This window comes from Escherichia sp. 94.0001 (assembly GCF_013369155.2).
GTDB lineage: Bacteria > Pseudomonadota > Gammaproteobacteria > Enterobacterales > Enterobacteriaceae > Escherichia > Escherichia coli_F.
In genome coordinates this window covers 23,756-48,439 of sequence record NZ_JABWMS020000007.1, presented here as the reverse complement: position 1 = coordinate 48,439, position 24,684 = coordinate 23,756, and the positions used below count along the sequence as shown (strand labels likewise).

Here is a 24,684-nt window from a genome sequence, read left to right as displayed (position 1 = left end):
TTACTTTTTTGAAGTGTGATGTAACGCAATCCGTTACATAACGAATTGTCTATAGTTTTTTCGCGAACATCTTTTCACCAATAATAATTACCCCGACGAGGACAACCCTATGTGGAAACGCTTACTTGTAGTCTCTGCAGTCTCGGCAGCCATGTCGTCTATGGCGTTGGCCGCTCCATTAACCGTAGGATTTTCGCAGGTCGGATCGGAATCCGGCTGGCGCGCCGCAGAAACCAATGTGGCGAAAAGTGAAGCCGAAAAGCGCGGAATTACGTTGAAAATTGCCGATGGTCAGCAAAAGCAGGAAAACCAGATTAAAGCGGTACGTTCCTTCGTCGCGCAAGGGGTGGATGCGATCTTTATCGCTCCGGTGGTAGCGACCGGTTGGGAGCCGGTATTAAAAGAGGCGAAAGATGCCGAAATCCCGGTCTTCTTGCTTGACCGTTCCATCGATGTGAAAGACAAATCTCTCTATATGACCACCGTCACTGCCGACAACATCCTCGAAGGCAAATTGATCGGTGACTGGCTGGTAAAAGAAGTGAATGGCAAACCATGCAACGTGGTGGAGCTGCAGGGCACCGTTGGGGCCAGCGTCGCCATTGACCGTAAGAAAGGCTTTGCCGAAGCCATTAAGAATGCGCCAAATATCAAAATTATCCGCTCGCAGTCAGGTGACTTCACCCGCAGCAAAGGCAAAGAAGTGATGGAGAGCTTTATCAAAGCGGAAAACAACGGCAAAAACATCTGCATGGTTTACGCCCATAACGATGACATGGTGATTGGTGCAATTCAGGCAATTAAAGAAGCGGGCCTGAAACCGGGCAAAGATATCCTGACAGGCTCTATCGACGGCGTGCCGGACATCTACAAAGCGATGATTGATGGCGAAGCGAACGCCAGCGTTGAACTGACGCCGAACATGGCAGGCCCCGCTTTTGATGCGCTGGAGAAATATAAAAAAGACGGCACCATGCCTGAAAAGCTGACCCTGACCAAGTCCACCCTTTACCTGCCTGATACTGCAAAAGAAGAGTTAGAGAAGAAGAAAAACATGGGGTATTGAGGGGCATCAATGCCTGATGCCGACTTGTGGGCCGCCGGATAAGGCATTCACGCCGCATCCGGCGGTTGTGCGAGATGCCTGATGCGACGCTGTTGTGTCTTATCTGGCGCACGCTTTACAACGGGGGAAACTATGAATACTAACCAACACCAGGAAATCCTCCGCACCGAAGGATTAAGTAAATTTTTCCCCGGCGTCAAAGCGTTAGACAACGTTGATTTCAGCCTGCGCCGTGGTGAAATCATGGCGCTGCTCGGTGAAAACGGGGCGGGAAAATCAACGCTAATCAAAGCATTAACCGGTGTCTACCACGCCGATCGTGGCACCATCTGGCTGGAAGGCCAGACTATCTCACCGAAAAATACCGCCCACGCACAACAACTCGGCATCGGCACCGTCTATCAGGAAGTCAACCTGCTACCCAATATGTCGGTCGCTGATAATCTATTCATAGGTCGCGAACCCAAACGTTTCGGCCTTCTACGCCGTAAAGAGATGGAAAAGCGCGCCACCGAACTGATGGCATCTTACGGTTTCTCCCTCGACGTGCGGGAACCGCTCAACCGCTTTTCAGTCGCGATGCAGCAAATCGTCGCCATTTGCCGGGCCATCGATCTCTCCGCCAAAGTGCTGATCCTCGATGAACCCACCGCCAGCCTCGACACTCAGGAAGTAGAGTTACTGTTTGGCCTGATGCGTCAGTTGCGCGATCGCGGCGTCAGCCTGATCTTCGTTACTCACTTTCTCGATCAGGTCTATCAGGTCAGCGATCGGATCACCGTCTTACGCAACGGCAGTTTCGTAGGCTGTCGGGAAACCCGCGAGCTACCGCAGATCGAACTGGTAAAAATGATGCTGGGGCGCGAGCTGGACACCCACGCGCTACAGCGTGCCGGACGAACATTGCTGAGCGACAAACCCGTTGCCGCGTTCAAAAATTACGGCAAAAAAGGAACGATCGCACCGTTTGATCTCGAAGTACGCCCCGGCGAGATCGTTGGCCTGGCAGGCTTGCTGGGATCAGGACGTACCGAAACCGCCGAAGTGATCTTCGGGATCAAACCTGCTGATAGCGGCACGGCGTTGATCAAAGGCAAACCGCAAATCCTGCGATCGCCACATCAGGCGTCGGTACTGGGTATCGGCTTCTGCCCGGAAGACAGGAAAACCGATGGCATCATCGCCGCCGCCTCGGTGCGGGAAAATATCATCCTCGCTCTCCAGGCCCAGCGCGGCTGGTTACGGCCAATTTCGCGCAAAGAACAGCAAGAGATTGCCGAACGCTTTATCCGCCAGCTTGGCATTCGCACACCTTCCAGCGAACAGCCGATTGAGTTTCTCTCCGGTGGCAATCAGCAAAAAGTGCTGCTCTCACGCTGGCTACTGACCCGGCCGCAATTTCTGATCCTCGACGAGCCAACGCGTGGCATTGACGTTGGCGCCCACGCTGAGATCATCCGCCTGATCGAAACGCTATGCGCCGATGGTCTGGCGCTGCTGGTGATCTCCTCCGAACTGGAAGAGCTGGTGGGCTATGCCGACCGGGTGATTATCATGCGCGATCGCAAACAGGTTGCGGAGATCCCGCTGGCAGAGCTTTCCGTTCCGGCGATCATGAACGCCATTGCGGCGTAAGGAGAACTGTGTGATGCCTCAATCTCTCCCGGACACTACGCCGTCGAAAAGGCGCTTTCGCTGGCCAACGGGAATGCCGCAGCTGGCGGCGCTATTGCTGGTGCTGCTGGTCGATAGCCTGGTGGCCCCGCATTTCTGGCAGGTCGTGCTTCAGGATGGGCGTTTGTTCGGTAGCCCCATCGACATTCTTAATCGCGCCGCCCCGGTTGCGCTACTGGCGATTGGCATGACGCTGGTTATCGCCACCGGTGGTATCGATCTCTCCGTAGGGGCGGTGATGGCTATCGCCGGAGCCACAACGGCTGCGATGACGGTCGCGGGATTCAGCCTGCCGATTGTTTTGTTAAGCGCCCTGGGCACCGGCATCCTGGCGGGGTTGTGGAACGGCATACTGGTAGCGATCCTCAAAATTCAGCCGTTTGTCGCCACCCTGATCCTGATGGTCGCCGGGCGCGGCGTGGCGCAACTGATCACCTCCGGACAGATCGTCACGTTTAACTCGCCGGATCTCTCATGGTTTGGCAGCGGATCGCTGGTGTTCCTGCCAACACCAGTCATTATTGCGGTACTGACGCTTCTCCTCTTCTGGCTGTTGACCCGCAAAACGGCACTGGGGATGTTTATCGAAGCCGTTGGTATCAACATTCGGGCGGCAAAAAATGCCGGAGTCAACACACGAATCATCGTCATGCTCACTTATGTGTTGAGCGGGCTGTGTGCGGCGATTGCGGGCATTATCGTGGCGGCGGATATTCGCGGTGCCGATGCCAACAACGCCGGATTATGGCTGGAGCTGGACGCCATTCTTGCGGTGGTGATTGGCGGCGGATCGCTGATGGGCGGGCGTTTTAACCTGCTGCTCTCAGTGGTAGGGGCGCTGATTATTCAGGGGATGAACACCGGAATTTTACTTTCTGGCTTTCCGCCAGAGATGAACCAGGTGGTGAAAGCGGTAGTGGTGCTTTGCGTGCTGATTGTTCAGTCGCAACGCTTTATCAGTCTGATTAAAGGAGTGCGTAGCCGTGATAAAACGTAACCTGCCGCTTATGATCACCATCGGCGTCTTTGTGCTGGGTTATCTCTACTGTCTGACGCAGTTTCCCGGTTTTGCTTCCACAAGAGTGATCTGCAATATCCTGACCGATAACGCTTTTCTGGGGATCATCGCCGTTGGCATGACCTTTGTGATCCTCTCCGGTGGGATCGATCTCTCCGTCGGTTCGGTGATCGCCTTTACCGGCGTGTTTCTGGCAAAAGTGATTGGCGATTTCGGCCTCTCGCCGCTGCTGGCGTTTCCACTGGTGCTGGTGATGGGCTGTGCCTTTGGCGCATTTATGGGGCTTTTGATCGACGCCCTGAAGATCCCGGCGTTTATCATTACTCTGGCAGGAATGTTCTTTTTGCGTGGCGTCAGCTATCTCGTTTCGGAAGAGTCGATCCCGATAAATCATCCTGTTTATGACACGCTCTCAAGCCTTGCATGGAAAATCCCTGGCGGCGGTCGCTTAAGTGCGATGGGGCTGCTGATGCTTGCGGTGGTGGTTATCGGCATATTCCTCGCGCATCGTACCCGTTTTGGTAATCAGGTATACGCCATTGGTGGCAACGCGACGTCGGCGAACCTGATGGGCATTTCCACTCGCAGCACCACTATTCGCATTTATATGCTCTCCACCGGGCTGGCAACACTGGCGGGGATTGTTTTCTCGATTTATACCCAAGCCGGATATGCGCTGGCGGGCGTAGGTGTGGAACTGGACGCTATCGCCTCAGTGGTGATTGGCGGTACACTTTTGAGCGGTGGCGTTGGAACAGTACTTGGGACGCTTTTTGGCGTGGCGATTCAGGGACTGATTCAGACATATATCAACTTTGACGGTACGCTGAGTTCCTGGTGGACGAAAATCGCCATCGGCATTTTGCTGTTCATTTTTATTGCCTTACAGCGTGGATTAACGGTGCTGTGGGAGAATCGCCAGAGTTCGCCAGTAATGAGAGTGAGTCCGGAAATTAGACTAAAAGAATAAATTTTACTGATATATAAGGATATTTTTATGTGGGTGAAGGACGGCGAAGAATTACAAACAACATGTAAAAACTGTGGTGTGGCTGTTTTACCACCTGACGATTATTGTAAAAGTTGTGCGGATAAAAAGCTTACAGGGATTGGCGGCTGGCTATTTCTGCCGGCAATTGGTTTAGTGCTTGGTATTCTTGCGAACGCGTATTCAATTATCCATACTTGGGGGCTTACTCACGTAATTTACGAAGAACCGCTCAGGACGGCACTTTATCTGGAAACCGCCGGATTTGCCGTTTTGTTTCTGCTGTTGATTTATACTACTTATTTGTTTTTTAACAAAAAACGCCAGCTTCCACAGTATTATATTGCCCTTCTTCTGTCACTGTTTGCATTCATTGTGGCTGATATTTGGGGGACAATGCACTTTCTTAATGCCTCATTTGAATTGACAGATGCATGGGAGCTTCTGAAAAGTATCATCCATCTTGCAATCTGGATCCCCTATTTTTGCGTATCTAAACGAGTCAAATTAACCTTTGTTAATTGATAATTGAAAACGCCGGACTGCTCCGGCGTTAACTCATTTACGCGTCCGGGAACTCACGGATAAAGCGTTCGACATCTTCAACCATATGGTCATTGCCGACAAAGAACGAACGACGCTGGTGCAGGGTTTCCGGGATGATATCCAGAATACGCTCTTTGCCATCGCTCGCTTTACCGCCCGCTTGTTCCGCGAGGAACGCCATCGGGTTGCACTCATACAGCAAACGCAGTTTGCCGTCCGGGTGGCTGGCGGTGCTTGGGTAGAGATAAATCCCACCTTTCAGCAGGTTACGGTGGAAATCCGCGACCAGTGAACCGATATAACGTGAGGTATACGGGCGGTTGGTAGACTTATCTTCTTCCTGGCAGAATTTAATGTACTTCTTCACCCCGTTCGGAAACTTAATGTAGTTTCCTTCGTTGATGGAGTAGGTTTTGCCTTTCTCCGGGAAGCGCATCCGTTCCTGGCACAGGCAGAAAACGCCAAGCGAAGGATCGTAAGTAAAGGCATGAACACCGCATCCGGTGGTGTAAACCAGCATGGTAGAGGAGCCGTATACCACGTAACCTGCCGCAACCTGTTTGTTACCAGGCTGGAGGAAATCTTCTTCCGTTACCGGCGTGCCAACAGGCGTAACGCGGCGGTAGATGGAGAAAATGGTACCGACAGAGACGTTAACATCGATGTTGGACGAGCCATCCAGTGGGTCCATCAGCACCACGTATTTTGCGTGTTCACAGCCTTCAAAGACGACAATCTCATCTTCTTCTTCAGAGGCAATGCCCGCAACGATATCGCGTGCTTTCAGTGCGGCTTTCAGTTTTTCATTAGCGAACAAGTCGAGTTTCTGCTGAACCTCGCCCTGCACGTTCTCAGCACCGCTGGCACCCAGGATATCAACCAGTCCTGCTTTGTTGATATCGCGATGGATAATCTTGGCGCCCAGTTTTATTGCCGACAGCAAAGCAGTGAGCTCACCGGTAGCATGAGAAAACTCGTGCTGCTTTTCGACAATAAATTCACCTAACGTTTTCATAAAACTTTCCCTGCAATGTTTATGGAGTAAAGCGACCGCAACAATCTTAACAAATAATCTCAATGTTGCGCTCAGGTGAATCGCGCCAGCAAATTACGGATTATCCTGAAATGCGTTTCTCACTTGCCCGACATATGCGTAAAATGAGCGCCAGATTAAAAAAGGATAGTGACGTATGCGCATTCATATTTTAGGAATTTGTGGCACGTTTATGGGCGGTCTGGCGATGCTGGCGCGCCAGTTAGGCCATGAAGTAACGGGTTCGGACGCCAATGTGTATCCGCCGATGAGCACCTTACTTGAGAAGCAAGGCATTGAACTGATTCAGGGTTACGATGCCAGCCAGCTCGACCCGCAGCCGGATCTGGTGATTATTGGCAACGCCATGACCCGTGGAAATCCGTGTGTGGAAGCGGTACTGGAAAAAAACATCCCTTATATGTCTGGCCCGCAGTGGCTGCACGATTTTGTGCTGCGTGACCGCTGGGTGTTGGCCGTTGCCGGTACACACGGCAAAACCACCACCGCGGGAATGGCGACCTGGATTCTGGAACAGTGTGGCTATAAACCGGGTTTTGTGATCGGCGGTGTTCCGGGGAACTTTGACGTTTCGGCACGTTTAGGCGAAAGCGACTTCTTTGTTATCGAAGCGGATGAGTACGACTGCGCCTTCTTCGACAAACGCTCTAAATTTGTCCATTACTGCCCGCGCACGCTGATCCTCAACAACCTTGAGTTCGATCATGCCGATATCTTTGACGACCTGAAAGCGATCCAGAAACAGTTCCACCATCTGGTGCGTATCGTTCCGGGGCAGGGGCGTATTATCTGGCCGGAAAACGACATCAACCTGAAACAGACCATGGCGATGGGCTGCTGGAGCGAGCAGGAGCTGGTGGGCGAGCAGGGGCACTGGCAGGCGAAAAAGCTAACCACTGACGCTTCCGAATGGGAAGTCTTGCTGGATGGCGAAAAAGTGGGCGAAGTGAAATGGTCGCTGGTGGGCGAACATAATATGCACAACGGCCTGATGGCGATTGCGGCGGCCCGTCATGTTGGCGTAGCGCCAGCAGATGCTGCTAACGCGCTGGGTTCGTTTATTAACGCTCGTCGTCGTCTGGAGTTGCGCGGTGAAGCAAATGGCGTGACGGTGTATGACGATTTTGCCCATCACCCGACGGCGATTCTGGCAACGCTGGCGGCGCTGCGCGGCAAAGTTGGCGGTACGGCGCGCATTATTGCCGTGCTGGAACCGCGCTCAAACACCATGAAAATGGGGATCTGCAAAGACGATTTGGCACCTTCATTAGGTCGTGCCGATGAAGTCTTCTTGCTGCAACCGGCGCATATTCCTTGGCAGGTGGCAGAAGTGGCAGAAGCCTGCGTTCAGCCTGCACACTGGAGTGGCGATGTGGATACGCTGGCAGATATGGTGGTGAAAACCGCTCAGCCTGGCGACCATATTCTGGTGATGAGCAACGGCGGTTTTGGTGGAATTCATCAGAAACTGCTGGATGGGCTAGCGAAGAAAGCGGAAGCCGCGCAGTAATTCTGCCTCAGCCTGATATAGTATTGCCGGATAAGGCGTTCACGCCGCATCCGGCATTTGAGCATAGTGCCTGATGCGACGCTTGATGCGTCTTATCAGGCCTATAGGTGCACCGCATCCGGCAAACCATACTCACATCAACAACGAAAATTACCCTTCGTTTTCCGCTAACTCACGCAGATACTGGAAAATCTGGCGCGCGGATTTCGGCGGCTTATTCCCTTCTTTCTCTTTCTTCGCGTTGCGGATCAGAGTACGCAGTTGCTGACGATCGGCATCGGGCCACAGATTCAATACTTCAGCGATGGCGTCATCACCTTGCTCGATCAGACGATCGCGCAGGTTTTCCAGTTTATGGAACAACACCACTTGCTGGTTGTGGCGGTTTTTCAGCTTATCCAGCGCCTGACGGATCGGTTCTACGTCGCGCTGGCGCAGCATCTTACCGATGAGCTGCAACTGGCGGCGGCGACCTTCCATCTTAATACGCTGGGCGAGCTCAATAGCCGCACGCAGATCCGCGTCTAACGGGATCTTATCCAGTGCGTTTTTCCCCAGATCAACAATTTCTGCGCCAAGGCGTTTTAGCTCCTCGGCATCACGTTTAATTTCACTTTTACTGACCCAGATAATTTCATCGTCTTCGTCTTCGATGTCATCACCGGGAACGTCGTCGAGCCAGTCTTCGGGCTGCTTAGTCATCTCAGGCTCCTTAAAAAAAGAGGCTAATGTTACCAGTTAAGATGCGCACTGAAAAACGGTTCTCTGTTAGACTTCAGAGAAACTCTCTACATTATGGCACTTGCAATGAAAGTAATCTCTCAAGTTGAAGCGCAGCGCAAGATTCTGGAAGAAGCAGTTTCCACTGCGCTGGAGTTGGCCTCAGGCAAATCGGACGGTGCGGAAGTTGCCGTCAGCAAGACCACCGGCATTAGCGTTAGCACGCGATATGGCGAAGTGGAGAATGTCGAATTCAATAGCGATGGCGCGCTGGGGATCACTGTTTATCACCAGAACCGCAAAGGCAGCGCATCGTCTACCGATTTAAGTCCGCAGGCCATTGCCCGCACCGTACAGGCAGCGCTGGATATTGCCCGTTATACCTCGCCAGATCCCTGTGCCGGCGTGGCAGACAAAGAGCTGCTGGCCTTTGACGCGCCGGATCTCGACTTGTTTCACCCTGCGGAAGTTTCCCCGGATGAAGCTATTGAACTGGCGGCTCGCGCAGAACAGGCAGCATTACAGGCGGACAAGCGTATTACCAATACCGAAGGTGGCAGTTTTAACAGCCACTACGGCGTAAAAGTTTTTGGCAACAGCCACGGCATGTTGCAGGGTTATTGCTCAACGCGTCATTCACTCTCAAGCTGCGTAATTGCCGAAGAAAATGGCGATATGGAGCGTGATTACGCCTACACCATTGGTCGCGCGATGAGCGATCTGCAGACGCCAGAGTGGGTCGGGGCCGATTGTGCTCGTCGTACTTTATCGCGCCTGTCACCGCGTAAACTTTCCACCATGAAAGCGCCGGTAATTTTTGCCAATGAAGTGGCAACCGGACTTTTTGGGCATCTGGTGGGGGCGATAGCGGGTGGATCGGTTTACCGTAAATCCACCTTCCTGCTGGATTCGCTGGGTAAACAAATTCTGCCGGATTGGCTGACCATTGAAGAGCATCCGCATCTGCTGAAAGGACTGGCATCTACACCATTCGACAGCGAAGGTGTGCGCACCGAGCGTCGCGATATTATTAAAGATGGCATTCTGACCCAGTGGCTGCTGACCAGCTATTCCGCACGTAAACTGGGGCTGAAAAGCACCGGACATGCGGGCGGTATTCATAATTGGCGAATTGCCGGGCAAGGGCTAAGCTTCGAACAAATGCTCAAAGAGATGGGCACCGGGCTGGTGGTGACGGAACTGATGGGCCAGGGAGTGAGTGCCATTACCGGTGATTATTCCCGTGGTGCTGCGGGCTTCTGGGTAGAGAATGGCGAAATTCAGTATCCGGTTAGCGAAATCACCATCGCAGGTAATTTAAAAGATATGTGGCGCAATATTGTCACCGTCGGTAACGATATTGAAACACGCAGCAATATACAGTGTGGTTCTGTGCTGTTGCCGGAGATGAAAATCGCCGGGCAGTAAAAAAAGGCGCGACCTGCCGCGCCAAATCTTAATAAGAAAAAGGAAGTGAGCAATGCGTAAAAGCCTGTTAGCTATTCTTGCAGTCTCCTCGTTGGTATTCAGTTCGGCGTCGTTTGCCGCTGATCTTGAAGACAATATGGAAACCCTCAACGGCAATTTAAAAGTGGTCGAAAAAGCCGATAACGCGGCGCAAGTCAAAGACGCGTTAACCAAAATGCGCGCAGCGGCGCTGGATGCGCAAAAAGCAACGCCGCCCAAGCTCGAAGGCAAATCGCCAGACAGCCCGGAGATGAAAGACTTCCGCCACGGTTTCGACATTCTGGTCGGTCAGATTGATGACGCGCTGAAGCTGGCTAATGAAGGTAAAGTAAAAGAAGCGCAGGCTGCCGCAGAGCAACTGAAAACGACCCGCAACGCCTATCACCAGAAGTATCGTTAATTCCTTATTTCCCTGTTGCCTGCACTCAGGTAACAGGGAACTTATCATCGCAAATGATGCACCACCTGATTGCTGCTGCCGCGCCAGATCAGGGAAGGGTCTTTTAGATCCTGCATAAATTTGCCGTCGACCAGCACGTTAATCAAATCAACAACCTGCATTTGCGTAGCGTTGAGTTCGTCGAGTTTATAGCCTGTCCACACCCAGATGTCTTTACCAGGACATTCGGCGCGGATGCGTTGTACCAGTTTCAGAATATCCGGCACGTTTTGCGGATGCAGCGGATCGCCGCCGGAGAGGGAAATACCCTGGCGTTTGATGCGGGTGTCATTCAGATCGTTAATGATCTGGTCTTCCATTGCTTTGGTAAATGGCTGACCGGAATTTACCCGCCAGGTGCTTTTGTTATAGCAACCGGGGCATTCATGAACACACCCGGAGACAAACAGGGTGCAGCGAGTGCCGGGGCCGTTGACGATGTCGACAGGATAGTACTGATGATAATTCATTATTTCGCCTGGCTTATCAGTCCGCGTGTAGGCGGTATCAGGCAATCAACGCCTCAGGCCTACAGCCGTTGCCAAATGTAGGCCGGATAAGGCGTTTACGCCGCATCCGGCATTTGCTTAGCGCAGAGTGAAGATTAACCGATCTGCCCATTTCCCAAATGTTTAACGCGGCGCTTAACTTCTTCCTGCTTACCAGCGTTAAACGGACGCGCATCCGGGCTACCTAAATATCCGCACACGCGGCGAGTCACCGACACACGGGAGGCGTCATGGTTACCGCATTTCGGGCAGGTGAAGCCTTTACTGGTGCACTCAAACTCACCGGTAAAACCACACTCGTAACACTCATCAATCGGCGTATTGGTGCCGTAATACGGTACATGCTGATAGCTGTAATCCCAGACATCTTCCAGCGCCTTCAGGTTGTGCTGAATGTTTGGATATTCGCCGTAGCAAATGAAGCCACCGTTCGCCAGCGGCGGGTAAGGCGCTTCAAAGTCGATCTTGTCGTACGGGTTTACCTTCTTCTCCACATCGAGGTGGAAACTGTTGGTGTAGTAACCTTTATCAGTCACGCCCGGCACCACGCCAAACTCCGCGGTATCGAGGCGGCAGAAGCGGTCGCACAGGTTTTCACTTGGCGTGCTGTAGAGACTGAAACCGTAACCCGTTTCTTCTTTCCACTGATCCACCGCCTGACGCAGACGTTCAACAATGGCGATACCTTTCGCGCGCAGCTGCTCGTTGTCATACACATGCTCGCCGCCAAACAGCGCGTTAATGGTTTCGTGGATGCCGATGTAACCCAGCGAAATAGACGCACGACCGTTTTTGAAGATTTCAGAAACGTCGTCGTCAGCATTCAGACGAACGCCACAAGCACCTTCCATATAGAGGATCGGGGCCACGCGCGCTTTAACGCCTTCGAGACGAGCGATACGGGTCATCAGCGCCTTACGTGCCAGCACCAGACGTTCATCCAGCAGCTTCCAGAAGGTGGCTTCATCGCCTTTCGCTTCCAGCGCAATGCGCGGCAGGTTCAGGCTGATCACGCCGAGGTTGTTACGACCATCGTGGATCTGTTCGCCGTTTTCATTTTCCCACACGCCGAGGAAGCTACGGCAGCCCATCGGGGTTTTAAACGAACCGGTGACTTTCACTACCTGATCGTAGTTCAGGATATCCGGATACATGCGCTTGCTTGCACACTCCAGCGCCAGCTGTTTGATGTCGTAGTTCGGATCGCCTTTTTTATGGTTCAGGCCATCGCGAATCGCAAACACCAGTTTCGGGAACACCGCAGTTTTGCGGTTTTTACCGAGGCCCGCGATACGGTTACGCAGGATAGACTCCTGAATCAGGCGAGACTCCCAGCTGGTGCCCAGACCAAAACCAAAGGTCACAAACGGTGTTTGACCGTTGGCGGTGTGCAGGGTGTTTACTTCGTACTCCAGCGACTGGAAGGCATCGTAGCACTCTTTGATGGTACGAGAGTTAGCGTAGCCTTCGGCGTCCGGGATGTTCCACTCTTCTGCGGTCTTGCGATGTTTGTTGTAGCTGGCGGTGACAAACGGTGCCAGCACTTCATCGATACGGTTAATGGTGGTGCCGCCATAAATATGACTGGCGACCTGAGCAATAATCTGCGCAGTTACCGCGGTTGCCGTAGAGATCGACTTCGGTGGTTCAATCTCGGCGTTCCCCATCTTAAAGCCCTGGGTCAGCATACCTTTCAGGTCGATCAACATGCAGTTGAACATCGGGAAGAACGGCGAGTAATCGAGATCGTGATAGTGAATATCGCCACGCTCATGCGCCTGCACCACGTCACGCGGCAGCAGGTGCTGACGTGCATAGTGTTTAGCCACAATCCCGGCCAGCAGGTCGCGCTGGGTTGGAATCACCTTGCTGTCTTTGTTGGCGTTTTCGTTGAGCAACGAGGCGTTGGTCTGCTCGACCAGACCACGGATCTCCTGATTCAGGCGACCGCGTTTTTCACGTTCAATGTCGCGATCGTGACGGTACTCGATGTAAGCACGAGCCAGTTGTTTGTATGGACCCGACATCAGCTGGTTTTCAACGGCGGTCTGGATCTCGTTGATATCCACCTGGCTGCGGCCCTGCATCTGCTCGCTGACAACCGCGGCAACAGTGGCGCAATAATCTGCATCATCGACTTCCGCTGCTTTAGCTGCACGCAGAATCGCTTCTTTGATGCGCTCTGATTTAAACGGCACTTTGCAGCCGTCTCGTTTCATCACATGCGGTGTCATGATCGCTCCATATTTTTAAGAACAGGTTATCCACAGAAATTGGGAAAGGTGTTTTCCGGTTTTTTCGTTTCGTTTTCCGGCGCTTTCCGCAATCGCCATCCGCTTATCCACAACGCCGCACCTTTTTCGTGGGGAGTTGTAGTAGCAATTATAGTCGATTAATACAACATATTGGGTCGGGACGCATTTTAAAGTCTATATATAGTGCTTTGCATCAAGGATGTTTGAACTTTTTTTGATGTAGCTCAAAGTAAAAAGCAGAGCGTACGGATGACGGGCGCTACAGCGTTATGTAAATTTTTTAATGAATTTTTTGATTATAAAATCAACAAAAACAACATACTGAAAGGCAAAACCCCGGAATGACCAGTATTACCGGGGCTTAGCGGATACTTACTTCTGTAACCACCAGACGGCCTCAAAAGGCCGTAAAGTCATGGCACAGGGTTGTGCTGAGGCTTCTTCGTAGTTATGCATCACAAGCTGCCAGTTTCCGCGCATTTGCCCTGGCTGCCAGGGTTGGATCTCACGGCTAAGGTTGGCAATGACCAGCAAGGTTTGCCCCTTCCATTCACGGCGATAGCACCACAATACAGGGCTGTCTGGCAGCAGATCCTGGTAATTGCCCCATGTCAGGACGGCTTCTTGCTTACGCAGTGCGATTAACTTTTGGTAGGTGTAAAACACCGAGAACTCATCGGCCAGCGCGGCTTCTACGTTGATTTCTTGATAGTTATCGCCCAGGCCAATCCACGGTTCACCCGTTGTAAACCCGGCATTATCGCCGTTGCTCCATTGCATTGGCGTGCGACTATTGTCACGGGATTTACTGGCGAGGATTGCCAATAACTCCTCGGCGTCACGCCCATCGTTGCGCAGTTCGGCAAACATATTGAGGCTCTCCACGTCGCGATAGTCAGTAATGCGCGTGAAATGTGGGTTAGTCATGCCAATCTCTTCGCCCTGATAGATATATGGCGTTCCCTGCATGCCATGCAGCACCATCGCCAGCATTTTTGCCGCAGGTTCGCGGTAGTCCCCTTCATCACCAAAACGAGAAACAATGCGCGGCTGATCGTGGTTACACCAGAACAAGGCATTCCATGCCACGTTGTGCATTCCTTGTTGCCAGTGGCGGAACAATGCTTTCAACGCCACAAAGTCAGGTTTAGCCAGCGTCCATTTTTCACCACCGGGATAATCGACCTTCAGGTGATGAAAATTAAAGGTCATCGACAATTCACTGCCTGTTAGTGCCGCGTATCGCTGGCAATGCTCAAGGCTGGTGGAGGACATTTCACCCACGGTCATTAAACCGCGAGGCGTAAACACATCGCGGTTCATCTCGTGCAAAAACTCGTGTGCTCTTGGCCCGTCGGTGTAGAAGCGACGTCCGTCGCCATCCAGGTCTTCAGGGAAACGCGGGTCTTTGGAGATCAGATTCACCACATCCAGGCGCAACCCGTCGACCCCGCGATCGGCCCAGAACTCACAGACTTTTTTCAGCTCGGCGCGTACCGCCGAATTCTCCCAGTTGAGATCCGCCTGTTCTGGTGCAAAGAGATGCAAATAGTACTGTTCGCTTTCCGCATGCCAGCGCCACGCACTACCGCCAAATTTTGAACGCCAGTTATTCGGTGGCGTTTCTGGTTCACCATCGCGCCAGATATAAAACTGGCGGTAAGGGCTTGCTTTGTTCAGCGCCTCGCGAAACCAGGCATGTTGGGTAGAGGTATGGTTAAACACCATATCGAGAATGATACGAATGCCGCGTGATTTCGCCTGCGTCACCATTTCGTCAAAATCGTCCAGCGTACCGTAAGTGGGATCTATCGCCGTATAGTTCGCTACGTCGTATCCGTTATCGACCTGGGGAGAGACATAAAAGGGGGTTAGCCAGATAGCATCGACGCCCAGTTTATGCAGATAGTCCAGGCGTTGGATAACGCCACGTAAATCACCGGTGCCGCTACCCGTGGTGTCCTGAAAACTCTTGGGATAAATCTGGTAGATAACGCCGTTTTGCCACCAGTGGGGAAGATTCGTCATTACGTTATTCCTGCAAATGCGAGGGGGCGCAATTGCGCCCCGAAGAAAATTAAACAATGTCCAGCGTACCCAGGCGGTATTTCCGCTGGTAGATAAACGAGGTGAGTACAATCGGGATGATGATGGCGATAGCCATTGCCAGCGCAAACACTTGCCAATAGCTCGGTTGAATAGAGAGAATTCCCGGCAGGCCGCCTACGCCGATGCCATTCGCCATAACGCCGTTCAGACCACATAGCAATCCAGCCAGACCAGAACCAATCATCGCGCACAGCATCGGGAAGCGATATTTCAGGTTGATGCCGTACATTGCAGGCTCAGTGACCCCAAGCCAGGCGGAGATAGCGGCAGGCACGGAGATCTCGCGTTCATTGTTCTTGCGGCTGGAAATGATAATGCCTATCACGGCGGAGCCCTGAGCGATATTCGACAGCGCAATAAGCGGCCACACTGGCGTGCCACCCATGCTTTGAATCATCTGCAAATCTATAGCAAGCGTGGTCTGGTGTACGCCGGTGATCACCAGCGGTGCGTAAAGGAAGCCAAACAATGCCGCACCAATGGGGGCAAAGCTGCCGGTCATCAGGTGACGCACCGCAAAGGCAACGCCATCGCCAATCATGCGACCAAACGGACCAATCAGCGCATGGGCGAGGAACACCGCGAGGATCAGCGAACAGACCGGCACCACCACCAGATAGAGATAATCCGGCACGATACGCTTAAGGCGAGTTTCTATAACGCCCAGCGCCAGCCCGGCTAACAGTGCCGGAATAACCTGTGCCTGATAGCCCACTTTGGCGATGCTGAACATGCCAAAGTTCCATACTTCCGGTAGCTGCTGCCCGAGCAGATAAGCGTTCATCAACTGTGGGGAAACCAGCGTCACGCCAAGCACGATACCGAGGATCGGCGTGCCGCCCATTTTTTTCACCGCTGACCAGCAAATTCCGACCGGCAGGTAGAAGAAGATCGCTTCACCGATCAACCATAGAAAATCGTAGATCGTTTGCAGGGAAGGGTACATTTGCGCCAGCGTTTGACCGTTGCTCATGGGCAAATCGCCGATCACATTGCGAAAACCGAGGATCAAACCACCACTAATCAACGCGGGCAGCAGCGGGAAGAAGATCTCCGCGAAATGAGAGATCAACTGCTCATGCCATTTCATATTCTGCCGGGCAGCTTTTTTCACCTGCTCTTTATCAACCTGCGCCTGTCCGGTCGTCGCTATCAACGCTTGATAGTAATCACCCACGTTGGTGCCAATTACCACCTGAAATTGCCCGGCATTGGTGAAACAGCCTTTCACCATGGGGAGTTGCTCTATCTCTTTCGGTCTGGCATTGGCCGGTTGGTTGAGGACAAAGCGCAGACGAGTAATACAGTGGCTCACCGTCGCAATATTGCCGCGCCCGCCCACCAGTTCAATCAACCGATCGATATCCGTTTGGTTTATTTTGCTCATCATAAAGCCCCATGGCAGATGACATTTTTGGTTGGCTGCAGAATATATTGCGCGGAAAAATTTAAAAACGGGAACGTTCCCGAAACGCAGCGAAGATCACAATTTATCGTTCAGGAAACGATCAGGACAGGGTGGCGGGGATGATGATTTGTTGCGGTTCGCTGCGCCCGGTTACCTGCGCGATCAACTGGCAGGCCGCCTGGCGTCCAGCTTCGGCGTAACCTGGGTCAACGGTGACGATCTCCGGATGGAGGAATTTCATTAACGGCGTATTACCGACGCTCGCCAGTTGCAAGGTGTCGATGCGTTGCTCTTGCAGGTATTTACTTGCGCCAAGTGCCAGCGTGTCGGTTGCGCACAGTAACGCGGTAGTTTCAGGCGTAATCACTTTTGCTACGTTCTCATAGCCTTGCTTCATCGCAAGGCCTGGCAGAGCGGCAACGGGATGCAGTTTATGCGCTTTGCAGAACGCCAGGTAGGCTTCGTGACGTCGCTTACCGGTCGTCACGTCACTGTGCGGTACGCCGAGATAACTGATATTACGATGTCCCTGGTCATACAGCCGTTGCATCAGGATCTTGATTGCCCCTTCGTCGTCATAACAGACCGAAGCAAAGCCTTTTGCGTCACGCGCCAGCAGAACCAGCGATGACTGCCAGTGGGCTAACATGTCTTCGGTTATGCCGGTAAAACCGAACAGCACTACGCCGTCGATATTACGCCGTTTCAGCACCCCCAAATGTTCGGCAACTAATTGCGGAGAAAACTGACTTTCCATCATGATCGGGTCGTAACCTTGTTCATAGAACGCTGGCAGCATGGTTTGGACGGCGAGATTTTCTGACAACGAATCCAGACGGGTAACAATGATGGCGACCACTTTATCGCTTTGCCCACGCATAGCGCGCGCAGAGCGGGAAGGGGAAAATCCATGCTGATTCATCACTGCTTCCACGCGCTCGCGCGTGCGCTGACTCACGCCGCTTTCGTTATTCAGCACTCGGGAAACCGTAGATTTCCCCACGCCGCTTAAGCGCGCGATGTCTTTGATGGTCAGCCGATTTTGCATCCTGTTGTCCCGTAATTGCGTTTCATTATTTGAGCCTAACTTTACCCGTGCATTCAGCAATGGGTAAAGTCTGGTTTATCGTTGGTTTAGTTGCCAGTAGGTATTATATCGCCATAAATGCCACGAATATTATTGGATTCTCCTTATTATTTGCGGCGCTTTTTTCACTTACCGGAGGTTATATGGAACCTGATCCCACGCCTCTCCCTCGACGGAGATTAAAACTTTTCCGGTAAGTCCGTCTTTTCACGGCGTTACCGGATGCGTAAGGCCGTGACGTTTTAACGTCCCAGCTCAGCTTTATTACCTTCAGGTAAGGCTTCGCCACGCCTGAAGACATTTCTGCACTGTTTCAGACAGTGCGGAGGGACTCCTTATGTTTAAAGAAATTTTTACCCGGCTCATTCGCCATTTACCTTCCCGTCTGGTTCATCGCGATCCATTGCCTGGCGCGCAGCAGACAGTGAATACGGCGGTCCCGCCGTCCTTAAGTGCGCATTGCCTGAAAATGGCGGTGATGCCAGAACAGGAATTATGGAAAACGTTCAATACCCATCCGGAAGGGTTAAATCAGGCGGAAGTGGAATCTGCCCGCGAACAACATGGTGAAAATAAATTACCCGCGCAACAACCGTCGCCGTGGTGGGTGCATTTATGGGGCTGCTATCGCAACCCCTTTAATATTTTGCTCACCATTCTCGGTGCTATTTCTTACGCCACGGAAGATTTATTTGCCGCAGGTGTTATCGCGCTAATGGTCGCTATTTCTACGTTGCTGAACTTTATTCAGGAAGCTCGTTCCACCAAAGCGGCAGATGCCCTGAAAGCGATGGTCAGTAATACCGCGACGGTACTGCGCGTAATTAACGATAAAGGTGAAAATGGCTGGCTGGAAATTCCGATAGACCAACTAGTGCCCGGCGATATTATAAAACTGGCGGCGGGGGATATGATCCCGGCAGATTTACGTATCTTGCAGGCGCGGGATCTGTTTGTCGCTCAGGCGTCGTTAACCGGTGAGTCTCTGCCCGTGGAAAAAGCCGCAACCACTCGCCAGCCGGAGCACAGCAATCCGCTGGAGTGCGACACCCTGTGTTTTATGGGCACCACCGTAGTGAGCGGCACGGCACAAGCAATGGTGATTGCTACAGGAGCCAACACCTGGTTTGGTCAACTGGCGGGGCGTGTTAGTGAGCAGGAAAGCGAGCCGAATGCCTTTCAGCAAGGGATTAGCCGCGTCAGTATGCTGCTGATTCGCTTTATGCTGGTGATGGCTCCGGTGGTGTTGCTGATCAACGGTTACACCAAAGGTGACTGGTGGGAAGCGGCACTGTTCGCACTTTCGGTCGCGGTAGGCTTAACGCCAGAAATGTTGCCGATGATTGTCACTTCGACGCTGGCGCGTGGTGCCGTAAAGCTGTCGAAACAGAAAGTGATCGTCAAACATCTGGATGCCATTCAGAACTTTGGCGCTATGGATATTCTGTGCACTGATAAAACCGGCACCCTGACGCAGGATAAAATTGTGCTGGAGAATCATACCGATATCTCCGGTAAAACCAGCGAACGCGTGCTGCATAGCGCGTGGTTGAACAGTCATTATCAGACCGGACTTAAAAACCTGCTTGATACAGCGGTGCTCGAAGGTACGGATGAAGAGTCAGCGCGCTCGCTGGCCAGTCGTTGGCAAAAAATTGATGAGATTCCGTTTGATTTCGAGCGTCGCCGGATGTCGGTGGTAGTGGCAGAGAATACCGAACATCATCAACTGGTTTGCAAAGGCGCATTGCAGGAAATCCTCAATGTGTGTTCGCAGGTGCGTCACAATGGTGAGATTGTGCCGCTTGATGACATCATACTGCGTAAGATTAAGCGCGTTACTGATACGCTGAATCGTCAGGGGCTGCGCGTGGTTGCGGTGGCGACGAAATACCTGCCAGCACGTGAAGGGGATTACCAGCGGGCGGATGAATCCGACCTGATCCTCGAAGGATATATTGCTTTCCTTGATCCGCCGAAAGAGACAACCGCTCCGGCACTGAAGGCATTAAAAGCGAGTGGCATTACCGTGAAAATCCTTACTGGCGACAGCGAGTTAGTGGCGGCGAAAGTGTGCCATGAAGTGGGACTGGACGCGGGAGAGGTGGTCATTGGTAGTGATATTGAAACGCTATCTGACGACGAACTGGCAAATCTTGCACAGCGCACCACGCTGTTTGCCCGCCTGACGCCGATGCATAAAGAACGCATCGTAACGTTGCTGAAGCGCGAAGGGCATGTGGTTGGCTTTATGGGCGATGGTATTAATGATGCGCCCGCCTTACGCGCTGCGGATATCGGCATTTCTGTGGATGGTGCGGTAGATATTGCCCGTGAAGCGGCTGATATCATCCTGCTGGAAAAAAGCCTGATGGTGCTGGAGGAGGGGGTTATTGAAGGACGCCGGACTTTCGCCAACATGCTGAAATACATAAAAATGACGGCGAGTTCTAACTTCGGTAATGTGTTCAGCGTGCTGGTGGCGAGTGCTTTCTTGCCCTTCCTGCCGATGCTGCCTTTACACTTACTGATCCAGAACCTGCTGTACGATGTGTCACAGGTGGCGATCCCGTTTGATAACGTCGACGACGAGCAAATTCAAAAGCCTCAGCGTTGGAATCCGGCGGATTTGGGGCGCTTTATGATCTTCTTCGGACCGATCAGTTCGATCTTCGATATTCTGACGTTTTGCCTGATGTGGTGGGTATTCCATGCCAACACGCCGGAAACGCAAACGCTGTTCCAGTCGGGCTGGTTTGTGGTGGGATTACTGTCGCAAACGCTGATTGTGCATATGATCCGTACCCGTCGTGTACCGTTTATTCAGAGCTGTGCATCGTGGCCGTTAATGATCATGACCGTGATTGTGATGATAGTCGGGATCGCATTGCCGTTTTCGCCGTTGGCCAGTTATCTGCAACTGCAGGCGCTGCCGTTAAGCTATTTCCCGTGGCTGGTTGCGATTCTGGCAGGGTATATGACGTTAACCCAGCTGGTGAAAGGGTTCTATAGCCGTCGTTACGGCTGGCAGTAAAGAATAAACTGGGCATGGTGGCCCGGATTCGATTACAGACAAAGTGAGCTTTGATCATGCCGGATGCGGCGTAAACGCCTAATCCGGCCTACAAATTCAATAAATTGCAGGAATCACGTAGGCCTGATAAGCGTAGCGCATCAGGCTATTTTGCTTTTGCCATCAGACTTAATCCGGGCATGATAGCCCGGATTTCCATCAAGATTAGCGACGAACAGCGATCGCTTCGATCTCAATCTTCACGTCTTTCGGCAGACGGGCAACTTCAACGCAAGAACGCGCCGGGAAGGTGGCGTTGTGTTCGGTGAAGAAGGCTTCGTATGTAGCGTTTACGGTTGCGAAGTCGTTCAGATCTTTCACAAACACGGTGGTTTTAACGATATCGCCCACTTTCAGGCCAGCGGCTTCGACGATCGCTTTTACGTTATCCAGCGACTGACGTGCCTGTGCGGCGACGTCTGCCGGTACTTCGCCGGTTTTCGGGTTTACTGGGATCTGACCGGAGGTAATGATCATATTGCCCAGATCAACGCCCTGTACGTAAGGACCGATAGCTGCCGGTGCATTTTCCGTCGCGATAGTTTTGCTCATGATTTCTCCTTTATTACAGCGGTAAAAAGTCTGGCTCATTATAGGGAGCCAGACTTTTATTACCAACCGCAATTAATTGGCCAGCACCACATTATGGGAAAACTCTTTTTCACAGTATTTGCATTTGAGCGCGATGTCATTGGCGCGTTTTCGTACTGCAAAGCTGGAAGAAACCGGTTCGGCATGGCTGATACAGTTGCTGTTCGGGCAGACCAGCACATTGTCGATGTGCTCCGGCAGGCTGGGGCGCGATTTGCCCACCACTTCATAGTTGTCGATACGGTTAACCGTGGCTTGCGGCGCATACAATGCCAGTTGGTCTACCTGATCTTCACTCAAAAAGGTATTTTCGATTTTGATCAGATCTTTACGCCCCATCTCACCAGAAGGCAGGTTCAGACCAATGGTAATACGCTGATCCGTTTCGGTAAGCTTGAACAGACTCAACAGCTTAAAACCGATCTGGGCGGGGATATGGTCAATTACCGTGCCGCGTTTAATAGCTTCAACCTGCAATTTATTATCGTGTGTCATCTCTATTTCCCCTTACAGTACCAGATCGCGATTCAGAACCAGTGCCAGTAACGCCTGGCGAGCGAAAATCCCGTTGCCTGCTTGCTGGAAGTACCAGGCGTGAGGCGTTTTATCAACATCCGTCGCAATCTCATCAACACGCGGCAGCGGATGCAGCACTTTCATATTGGCTTTGGCGTTGTGGAGATCGCTGGCGCGAAGAACAAACTGTGCTTTCACGTTGGCATATTCGGACGGGTCCAGACGCTCTTTTTGCACGCGAGTCATATACAGAATGTCCACTTCCGCCATCACTTCTTCAATGGAGCTGTGCAGACTCCAGGCGATCCCTTTTTCATCGAGCATATCCAGGATGTATTGCGGCATTGCCAGCGCGTCCGGCGCGATGAAGTAAAAACGGTTGCCGTCGAACTTCGCTAACGCCTGGGTCAGAGAGTGAACGGTGCGGCCATATTTCAGGTCACCAACCATTGCGACGTGGAGATTGTCCAGACGCCCCTGGGTTTCCTGAATGGTGAATAAGTCCAGCAAGGTTTGTGTCGGATGTTGGTTGGAGCCATCACCGGCATTCAGTACCGGTACATTGCCGGAAAACTCGGTGGCCAGACGCGCTGCACCTTCCTGCGGATGACGCATCACTATCGCATCGACGTAAGTGCTGATAACCGAAATGGTATCGGCCAGCGTTTCGCCCTTTTTACCCAGTGATGTATTGGCGCTGTCGGAGAAGCCCACCACGCTGGCACCCAGGCGGTGCATGGAAGTTTCGAAAGAGAGGCGGGTACGGGTAGAGGCTTCGAAGAAACAGCTGGCAATGACTTTGTGCTTCAACAGCTCTGGTTGCGGGTTTGCTTTCAGTTTCGCCGCTGTCGCCAGCACCAGATTAAGGTCATCGCGACTAAGGTCGTTTATGGAAATGATATGTTTCTGATATAGCGGATTAGCCATCTTTTATCTCCTGACGCCTGGGCAAAAAAAAGCCCCTCGATTGAGGGGCTGGGAATGGGTGATCAACGGGAAGAAAAACGGCAGGCCAGCGTCTTTTTTCAGACGCGGTAAGACAAAATGTCGAACACACTGAACCATACATCCTCCCGGCAAATTGTCCGGCATTATACTCATAGCCAGAAGCGGCGCAAGCATTTGATGCAATATTTTGTCAGCGCAAACGGTTTATTTGAATTAAAAGTCAAAGTATATGCATTTTTATTTGCTATGATTCTGGAAGGGAACGGTCGTTCGGTATCAATAATTGCAGACATTTCCTGCTTTTTTCTTTTTCAATTTCACCCAATCCGATATGCATTTTATTCCATTCATCCGACTTATAGGGCGGAGTGTGAAAACTAACGGCTAAAACTATTGCTTACAGCTCAGGGATGCGCGCTATCACTTTAATTTCAAAATCAAAGCCTGCCAGCCAGGTAACACCCACCGCCGTCCAGTTTGGGTAAGGTGGGGCGCTAAATATTTCATTTTTGACTGTCATGATGTCTTCAAATTGTTTTTCCGGATCGGTATGAAAGCTCGTCACGTCAATGATATCGTCAAAAGTGCATCCCGCAGCTGCCAGGGTCGCATGCAAATTATCAAATGCCAGTCTGACTTGTTGCTGAAAATCGGGTTCTGGTGTTCCGTCCTCGAGACTTCCTACTTGCCCGGAAACAAACAGCAAATCGCCGGAACGGATAGCCGCAGAATAACGATGTTCAGCATACAGTGAATGTCGGCCAGCAGGGAAAACAGCGATTCTTTCGACCATTTGGTTATCCTCAAGATTTACGACATGAACAGAAGATTTATATTTACCGGGAGCCGCTTTTAGGGGACGACGTGAGTAAACAAAACCCAGACATCATGGATAATGGCTGGGCTTAATTGAGCGTAGTCGGTTATGCGCCAAACGCGCCATCAATGGTATGCATCGCACCGGTAACAAAACTGGCTTCTGGCCCTGCTAACCATGCGACCATACCAGCGACCTCTTCCGGTTGCCCATGTCTTTTGATAGCCATAAAACCATGCAACATATCGCGCATTGTCCCGTTGGCGGGATTCGCGTCGGTATCAATTGGCCCTGGCTGGACGACGTTGATGGTGATCCCACGCGGTCCAAAATCACGGGCCAGCCCGCGCGCCATACCTTGCAGGGCAGATTTACTGGCGGCATAAGCAGCCATGCCTGCAACAGGCATACGATCGCCATTCACGGAGCCGATGATTAAGATGCGCCCGCCTTCGGGCATCTGCCGGGCGGCTTCAACAGAGGCATAGTAAGGAGCATGAATATTGATTTTGAAAAGGCGATCAATATCGTCGGCATTTAATTCCAGGGAATCGCCAAAGACGCCAATACCTGCATTTACCACCAGGATATCCAATGCGCCGCTCTTACGAACGACATCAATGACAGCGTCTCTGTCAGCACTATCTGTGAATACTGCTGTCGCTCCCGTCTCTTGTGCCAGGCGTTCAGCGGCATCTTTCGACCCCGCATAGGTGAATCGTACATTGGCCCCATCGGTGACGAAACGACGTACGATAGCAGCACCGATTCCACGACTGCCACCGAGGATGAGAACTGTCTTACCTGTAAAAGCGCCCATAAGGACTCCTTGATTTATTATGTAACATGCATTACAAAACTGTTTTAACTTTCTGTCAACAAGTTTTGT

The 24,684-nt window shown here is 52.0% G+C and carries 23 protein-coding genes; 10 read left to right on the top strand and 13 right to left on the bottom strand.

Features of this window, described 5'->3' with window-relative positions:
- Positions 1-109 precede the first annotated feature (109 nt).
- The 5 genes from ytfQ (at position 110) to HEN33_RS05620 (ending at position 5,271) form a co-directional block, all read left to right on the top strand.
- On the top strand, positions 110-1,066 hold the full coding sequence (gene ytfQ / locus HEN33_RS05640) for a galactofuranose ABC transporter substrate-binding protein YtfQ (protein WP_000265933.1): 957 nt from the start codon (positions 110-112) through the stop codon (positions 1,064-1,066).
- A 132-nt stretch (positions 1,067-1,198) separates the two neighbouring features.
- The gene (ytfR, locus tag HEN33_RS05635) at positions 1,199-2,701 is read left to right on the top strand and encodes a galactofuranose ABC transporter, ATP-binding protein YtfR (protein ID WP_039021187.1); all 1,503 of its coding nucleotides are present in this window, start codon (positions 1,199-1,201) and stop codon (positions 2,699-2,701) included.
- Between the two features lie 13 nt (positions 2,702-2,714).
- Positions 2,715-3,737, top strand: a complete 1,023-nt coding sequence (gene ytfT / locus HEN33_RS05630) for a galactofuranose ABC transporter, ATP-binding protein YtfT (protein ID WP_001586590.1) — start codon at positions 2,715-2,717, stop codon at positions 3,735-3,737.
- A complete protein-coding gene (gene yjfF, locus HEN33_RS05625) occupies positions 3,724-4,728 on the top strand; it encodes a galactofuranose ABC transporter, permease protein YjfF (protein WP_032185774.1) in 1,005 nt (334 codons plus the stop codon). Before ytfT ends, yjfF begins: the two co-directional genes overlap by 14 nt.
- A gap of 27 nt (positions 4,729-4,755) precedes the next feature.
- A complete protein-coding gene (locus HEN33_RS05620; protein WP_032185775.1) occupies positions 4,756-5,271 on the top strand; it encodes a DUF2569 domain-containing protein in 516 nt (171 codons plus the stop codon).
- A 37-nt stretch (positions 5,272-5,308) separates the two neighbouring features.
- Here the strand turns inward: HEN33_RS05620 and fbp are convergent, their stop codons facing one another.
- Positions 5,309-6,307 carry a class 1 fructose-bisphosphatase gene (gene fbp / locus HEN33_RS05615; RefSeq protein ID WP_000853753.1) on the bottom strand — a complete coding sequence of 333 codons (999 nt, stop codon included), beginning with the start codon at positions 6,305-6,307 and terminating at the stop codon, positions 5,309-5,311.
- A 175-nt stretch (positions 6,308-6,482) separates the two neighbouring features.
- On the opposite strand from fbp, the gene mpl reads away from it, so the two are divergent.
- A complete protein-coding gene (gene mpl, locus HEN33_RS05610; RefSeq protein WP_001219783.1) occupies positions 6,483-7,856 on the top strand; it encodes a UDP-N-acetylmuramate:L-alanyl-gamma-D-glutamyl-meso-diaminopimelate ligase in 1,374 nt (457 codons plus the stop codon).
- Positions 7,857-8,006: 150 nt separating this feature from the next.
- On the opposite strand, the gene yjgA is transcribed toward mpl, so the two are convergent.
- A complete protein-coding gene (gene yjgA / locus HEN33_RS05605) occupies positions 8,007-8,558 on the bottom strand; it encodes a ribosome biogenesis factor YjgA (RefSeq protein WP_000166277.1) in 552 nt (183 codons plus the stop codon).
- Positions 8,559-8,651: 93 nt separating this feature from the next.
- Here yjgA and pmbA point away from each other — a divergent pair, with 93 nt between their 5' ends.
- Together pmbA and cybC are read left to right on the top strand one after the other, a co-directional pair.
- Positions 8,652-10,004 (top strand): metalloprotease PmbA, encoded by a 1,353-nt coding sequence (gene pmbA, locus HEN33_RS05600; protein WP_001162171.1) that lies wholly within the window; start codon positions 8,652-8,654, stop codon positions 10,002-10,004.
- Positions 10,005-10,056: 52 nt separating this feature from the next.
- Positions 10,057-10,443 (top strand): cytochrome b562, encoded by a 387-nt coding sequence (gene cybC / locus HEN33_RS05595; protein ID WP_176262775.1) that lies wholly within the window; start codon positions 10,057-10,059, stop codon positions 10,441-10,443.
- Between the two features lie 44 nt (positions 10,444-10,487).
- Here the strand turns inward: cybC and nrdG are convergent, their stop codons facing one another.
- The 5 genes from nrdG to treR form a co-directional block, all read right to left on the bottom strand.
- Positions 10,488-10,952: an anaerobic ribonucleoside-triphosphate reductase-activating protein gene (gene nrdG / locus HEN33_RS05590; protein ID WP_001106235.1), complete on the bottom strand. Its 465-nt coding sequence runs from the start codon at positions 10,950-10,952 to the stop codon at positions 10,488-10,490.
- Between the two features lie 134 nt (positions 10,953-11,086).
- On the bottom strand, positions 11,087-13,225 hold the full coding sequence (gene nrdD, locus HEN33_RS05585) for an anaerobic ribonucleoside-triphosphate reductase (protein ID WP_000187805.1): 2,139 nt from the start codon (positions 13,223-13,225) through the stop codon (positions 11,087-11,089).
- Between the two features lie 393 nt (positions 13,226-13,618).
- Entirely contained in the window at positions 13,619-15,274 is a 1,656-nt protein-coding gene (gene treC / locus HEN33_RS05580; protein WP_176262774.1) for an alpha,alpha-phosphotrehalase, read from the bottom strand.
- Positions 15,275-15,323: 49 nt separating this feature from the next.
- The gene (gene treB / locus HEN33_RS05575; RefSeq protein ID WP_072156972.1) at positions 15,324-16,745 is read right to left on the bottom strand and encodes a PTS trehalose transporter subunit IIBC; all 1,422 of its coding nucleotides are present in this window, start codon (positions 16,743-16,745) and stop codon (positions 15,324-15,326) included.
- Positions 16,746-16,863: 118 nt separating this feature from the next.
- Positions 16,864-17,868, bottom strand: coding sequence for a trehalose operon repressor TreR (gene treR / locus HEN33_RS05570; protein WP_265327855.1), 1,005 nt, complete (start codon positions 17,866-17,868; stop codon positions 16,864-16,866).
- Between the two features lie 125 nt (positions 17,869-17,993).
- Here treR and mgtL point away from each other — a divergent pair, with 125 nt between their 5' ends.
- Positions 17,994-18,047 carry a mgtA regulatory leader peptide MgtL gene (mgtL, locus tag HEN33_RS05565; RefSeq protein WP_001387276.1) on the top strand — a complete coding sequence of 18 codons (54 nt, stop codon included), beginning with the start codon at positions 17,994-17,996 and terminating at the stop codon, positions 18,045-18,047.
- A 140-nt stretch (positions 18,048-18,187) separates the two neighbouring features.
- Positions 18,188-20,884: a magnesium-translocating P-type ATPase gene (mgtA, locus tag HEN33_RS05560; RefSeq protein ID WP_176262773.1), complete on the top strand. Its 2,697-nt coding sequence runs from the start codon at positions 18,188-18,190 to the stop codon at positions 20,882-20,884.
- Positions 20,885-21,088: 204 nt separating this feature from the next.
- Here the strand turns inward: mgtA and ridA are convergent, their stop codons facing one another.
- The 6 genes from ridA to bdcA form a co-directional block, all read right to left on the bottom strand.
- Positions 21,089-21,475 (bottom strand): 2-iminobutanoate/2-iminopropanoate deaminase, encoded by a 387-nt coding sequence (gene ridA, locus HEN33_RS05555; protein WP_000047539.1) that lies wholly within the window; start codon positions 21,473-21,475, stop codon positions 21,089-21,091.
- Between the two features lie 72 nt (positions 21,476-21,547).
- Positions 21,548-22,009, bottom strand: coding sequence for an aspartate carbamoyltransferase regulatory subunit (gene pyrI / locus HEN33_RS05550; protein ID WP_000148577.1), 462 nt, complete (start codon positions 22,007-22,009; stop codon positions 21,548-21,550).
- A 12-nt stretch (positions 22,010-22,021) separates the two neighbouring features.
- Positions 22,022-22,957, bottom strand: a complete 936-nt coding sequence (gene pyrB / locus HEN33_RS05545; protein ID WP_000013046.1) for an aspartate carbamoyltransferase — start codon at positions 22,955-22,957, stop codon at positions 22,022-22,024.
- Positions 22,958-22,960: 3 nt separating this feature from the next.
- The gene (gene pyrL / locus HEN33_RS05540; RefSeq protein WP_001296693.1) at positions 22,961-23,095 is read right to left on the bottom strand and encodes a pyr operon leader peptide; all 135 of its coding nucleotides are present in this window, start codon (positions 23,093-23,095) and stop codon (positions 22,961-22,963) included.
- Positions 23,096-23,375: 280 nt separating this feature from the next.
- Positions 23,376-23,771: a RidA family protein gene (locus HEN33_RS05535; RefSeq protein ID WP_032185780.1), complete on the bottom strand. Its 396-nt coding sequence runs from the start codon at positions 23,769-23,771 to the stop codon at positions 23,376-23,378.
- 130 nt (positions 23,772-23,901) lie between these two features.
- Entirely contained in the window at positions 23,902-24,615 is a 714-nt protein-coding gene (bdcA, locus tag HEN33_RS05530) for an SDR family oxidoreductase (protein ID WP_103253431.1), read from the bottom strand.
- Between the last annotated feature and the right edge of the window lie 69 nt (positions 24,616-24,684).

Bases quoted from the DNA above. Each gene is read 5' to 3' on its own strand.
- HEN33_RS05620 (WP_032185775.1), top strand. From the start codon at position 4,756: ATGTGGGTGAAGGACGGCGAAGAATTACAAACAACATGTAAAAACTGT.
- fbp (WP_000853753.1), bottom strand. From the start codon at position 6,307: ATGAAAACGTTAGGTGAATTTATTGTCGAAAAGCAGCACGAGTTTTCT.
- treB (WP_072156972.1), bottom strand. From the start codon at position 16,745: ATGATGAGCAAAATAAACCAAACGGATATCGATCGGTTGATTGAACTG.
- ridA (WP_000047539.1), bottom strand. From the start codon at position 21,475: ATGAGCAAAACTATCGCGACGGAAAATGCACCGGCAGCTATCGGTCCT.
- HEN33_RS05535 (WP_032185780.1), bottom strand. From the start codon at position 23,771: ATGGTCGAAAGAATCGCTGTTTTCCCTGCTGGCCGACATTCACTGTAT.
- ytfR (WP_039021187.1), top strand. From the start codon at position 1,199: ATGAATACTAACCAACACCAGGAAATCCTCCGCACCGAAGGATTAAGT.
- ytfQ (WP_000265933.1), top strand. From the start codon at position 110: ATGTGGAAACGCTTACTTGTAGTCTCTGCAGTCTCGGCAGCCATGTCG.
- bdcA (WP_103253431.1), bottom strand. From the start codon at position 24,615: ATGGGCGCTTTTACAGGTAAGACAGTTCTCATCCTCGGTGGCAGTCGT.
- treC (WP_176262774.1), bottom strand. From the start codon at position 15,274: ATGACGAATCTTCCCCACTGGTGGCAAAACGGCGTTATCTACCAGATT.
- pyrI (WP_000148577.1), bottom strand. From the start codon at position 22,009: ATGACACACGATAATAAATTGCAGGTTGAAGCTATTAAACGCGGCACG.
- nrdG (WP_001106235.1), bottom strand. From the start codon at position 10,952: ATGAATTATCATCAGTACTATCCTGTCGACATCGTCAACGGCCCCGGC.
- mgtA (WP_176262773.1), top strand. From the start codon at position 18,188: ATGTTTAAAGAAATTTTTACCCGGCTCATTCGCCATTTACCTTCCCGT.
- yjgA (WP_000166277.1), bottom strand. From the start codon at position 8,558: ATGACTAAGCAGCCCGAAGACTGGCTCGACGACGTTCCCGGTGATGAC.
- nrdD (WP_000187805.1), bottom strand. From the start codon at position 13,225: ATGACACCGCATGTGATGAAACGAGACGGCTGCAAAGTGCCGTTTAAA.
- ytfT (WP_001586590.1), top strand. From the start codon at position 2,715: ATGCCTCAATCTCTCCCGGACACTACGCCGTCGAAAAGGCGCTTTCGC.
- pmbA (WP_001162171.1), top strand. From the start codon at position 8,652: ATGGCACTTGCAATGAAAGTAATCTCTCAAGTTGAAGCGCAGCGCAAG.
- cybC (WP_176262775.1), top strand. From the start codon at position 10,057: ATGCGTAAAAGCCTGTTAGCTATTCTTGCAGTCTCCTCGTTGGTATTC.
- pyrL (WP_001296693.1), bottom strand. From the start codon at position 23,095: ATGGTTCAGTGTGTTCGACATTTTGTCTTACCGCGTCTGAAAAAAGAC.
- mpl (WP_001219783.1), top strand. From the start codon at position 6,483: ATGCGCATTCATATTTTAGGAATTTGTGGCACGTTTATGGGCGGTCTG.
- pyrB (WP_000013046.1), bottom strand. From the start codon at position 22,957: ATGGCTAATCCGCTATATCAGAAACATATCATTTCCATAAACGACCTT.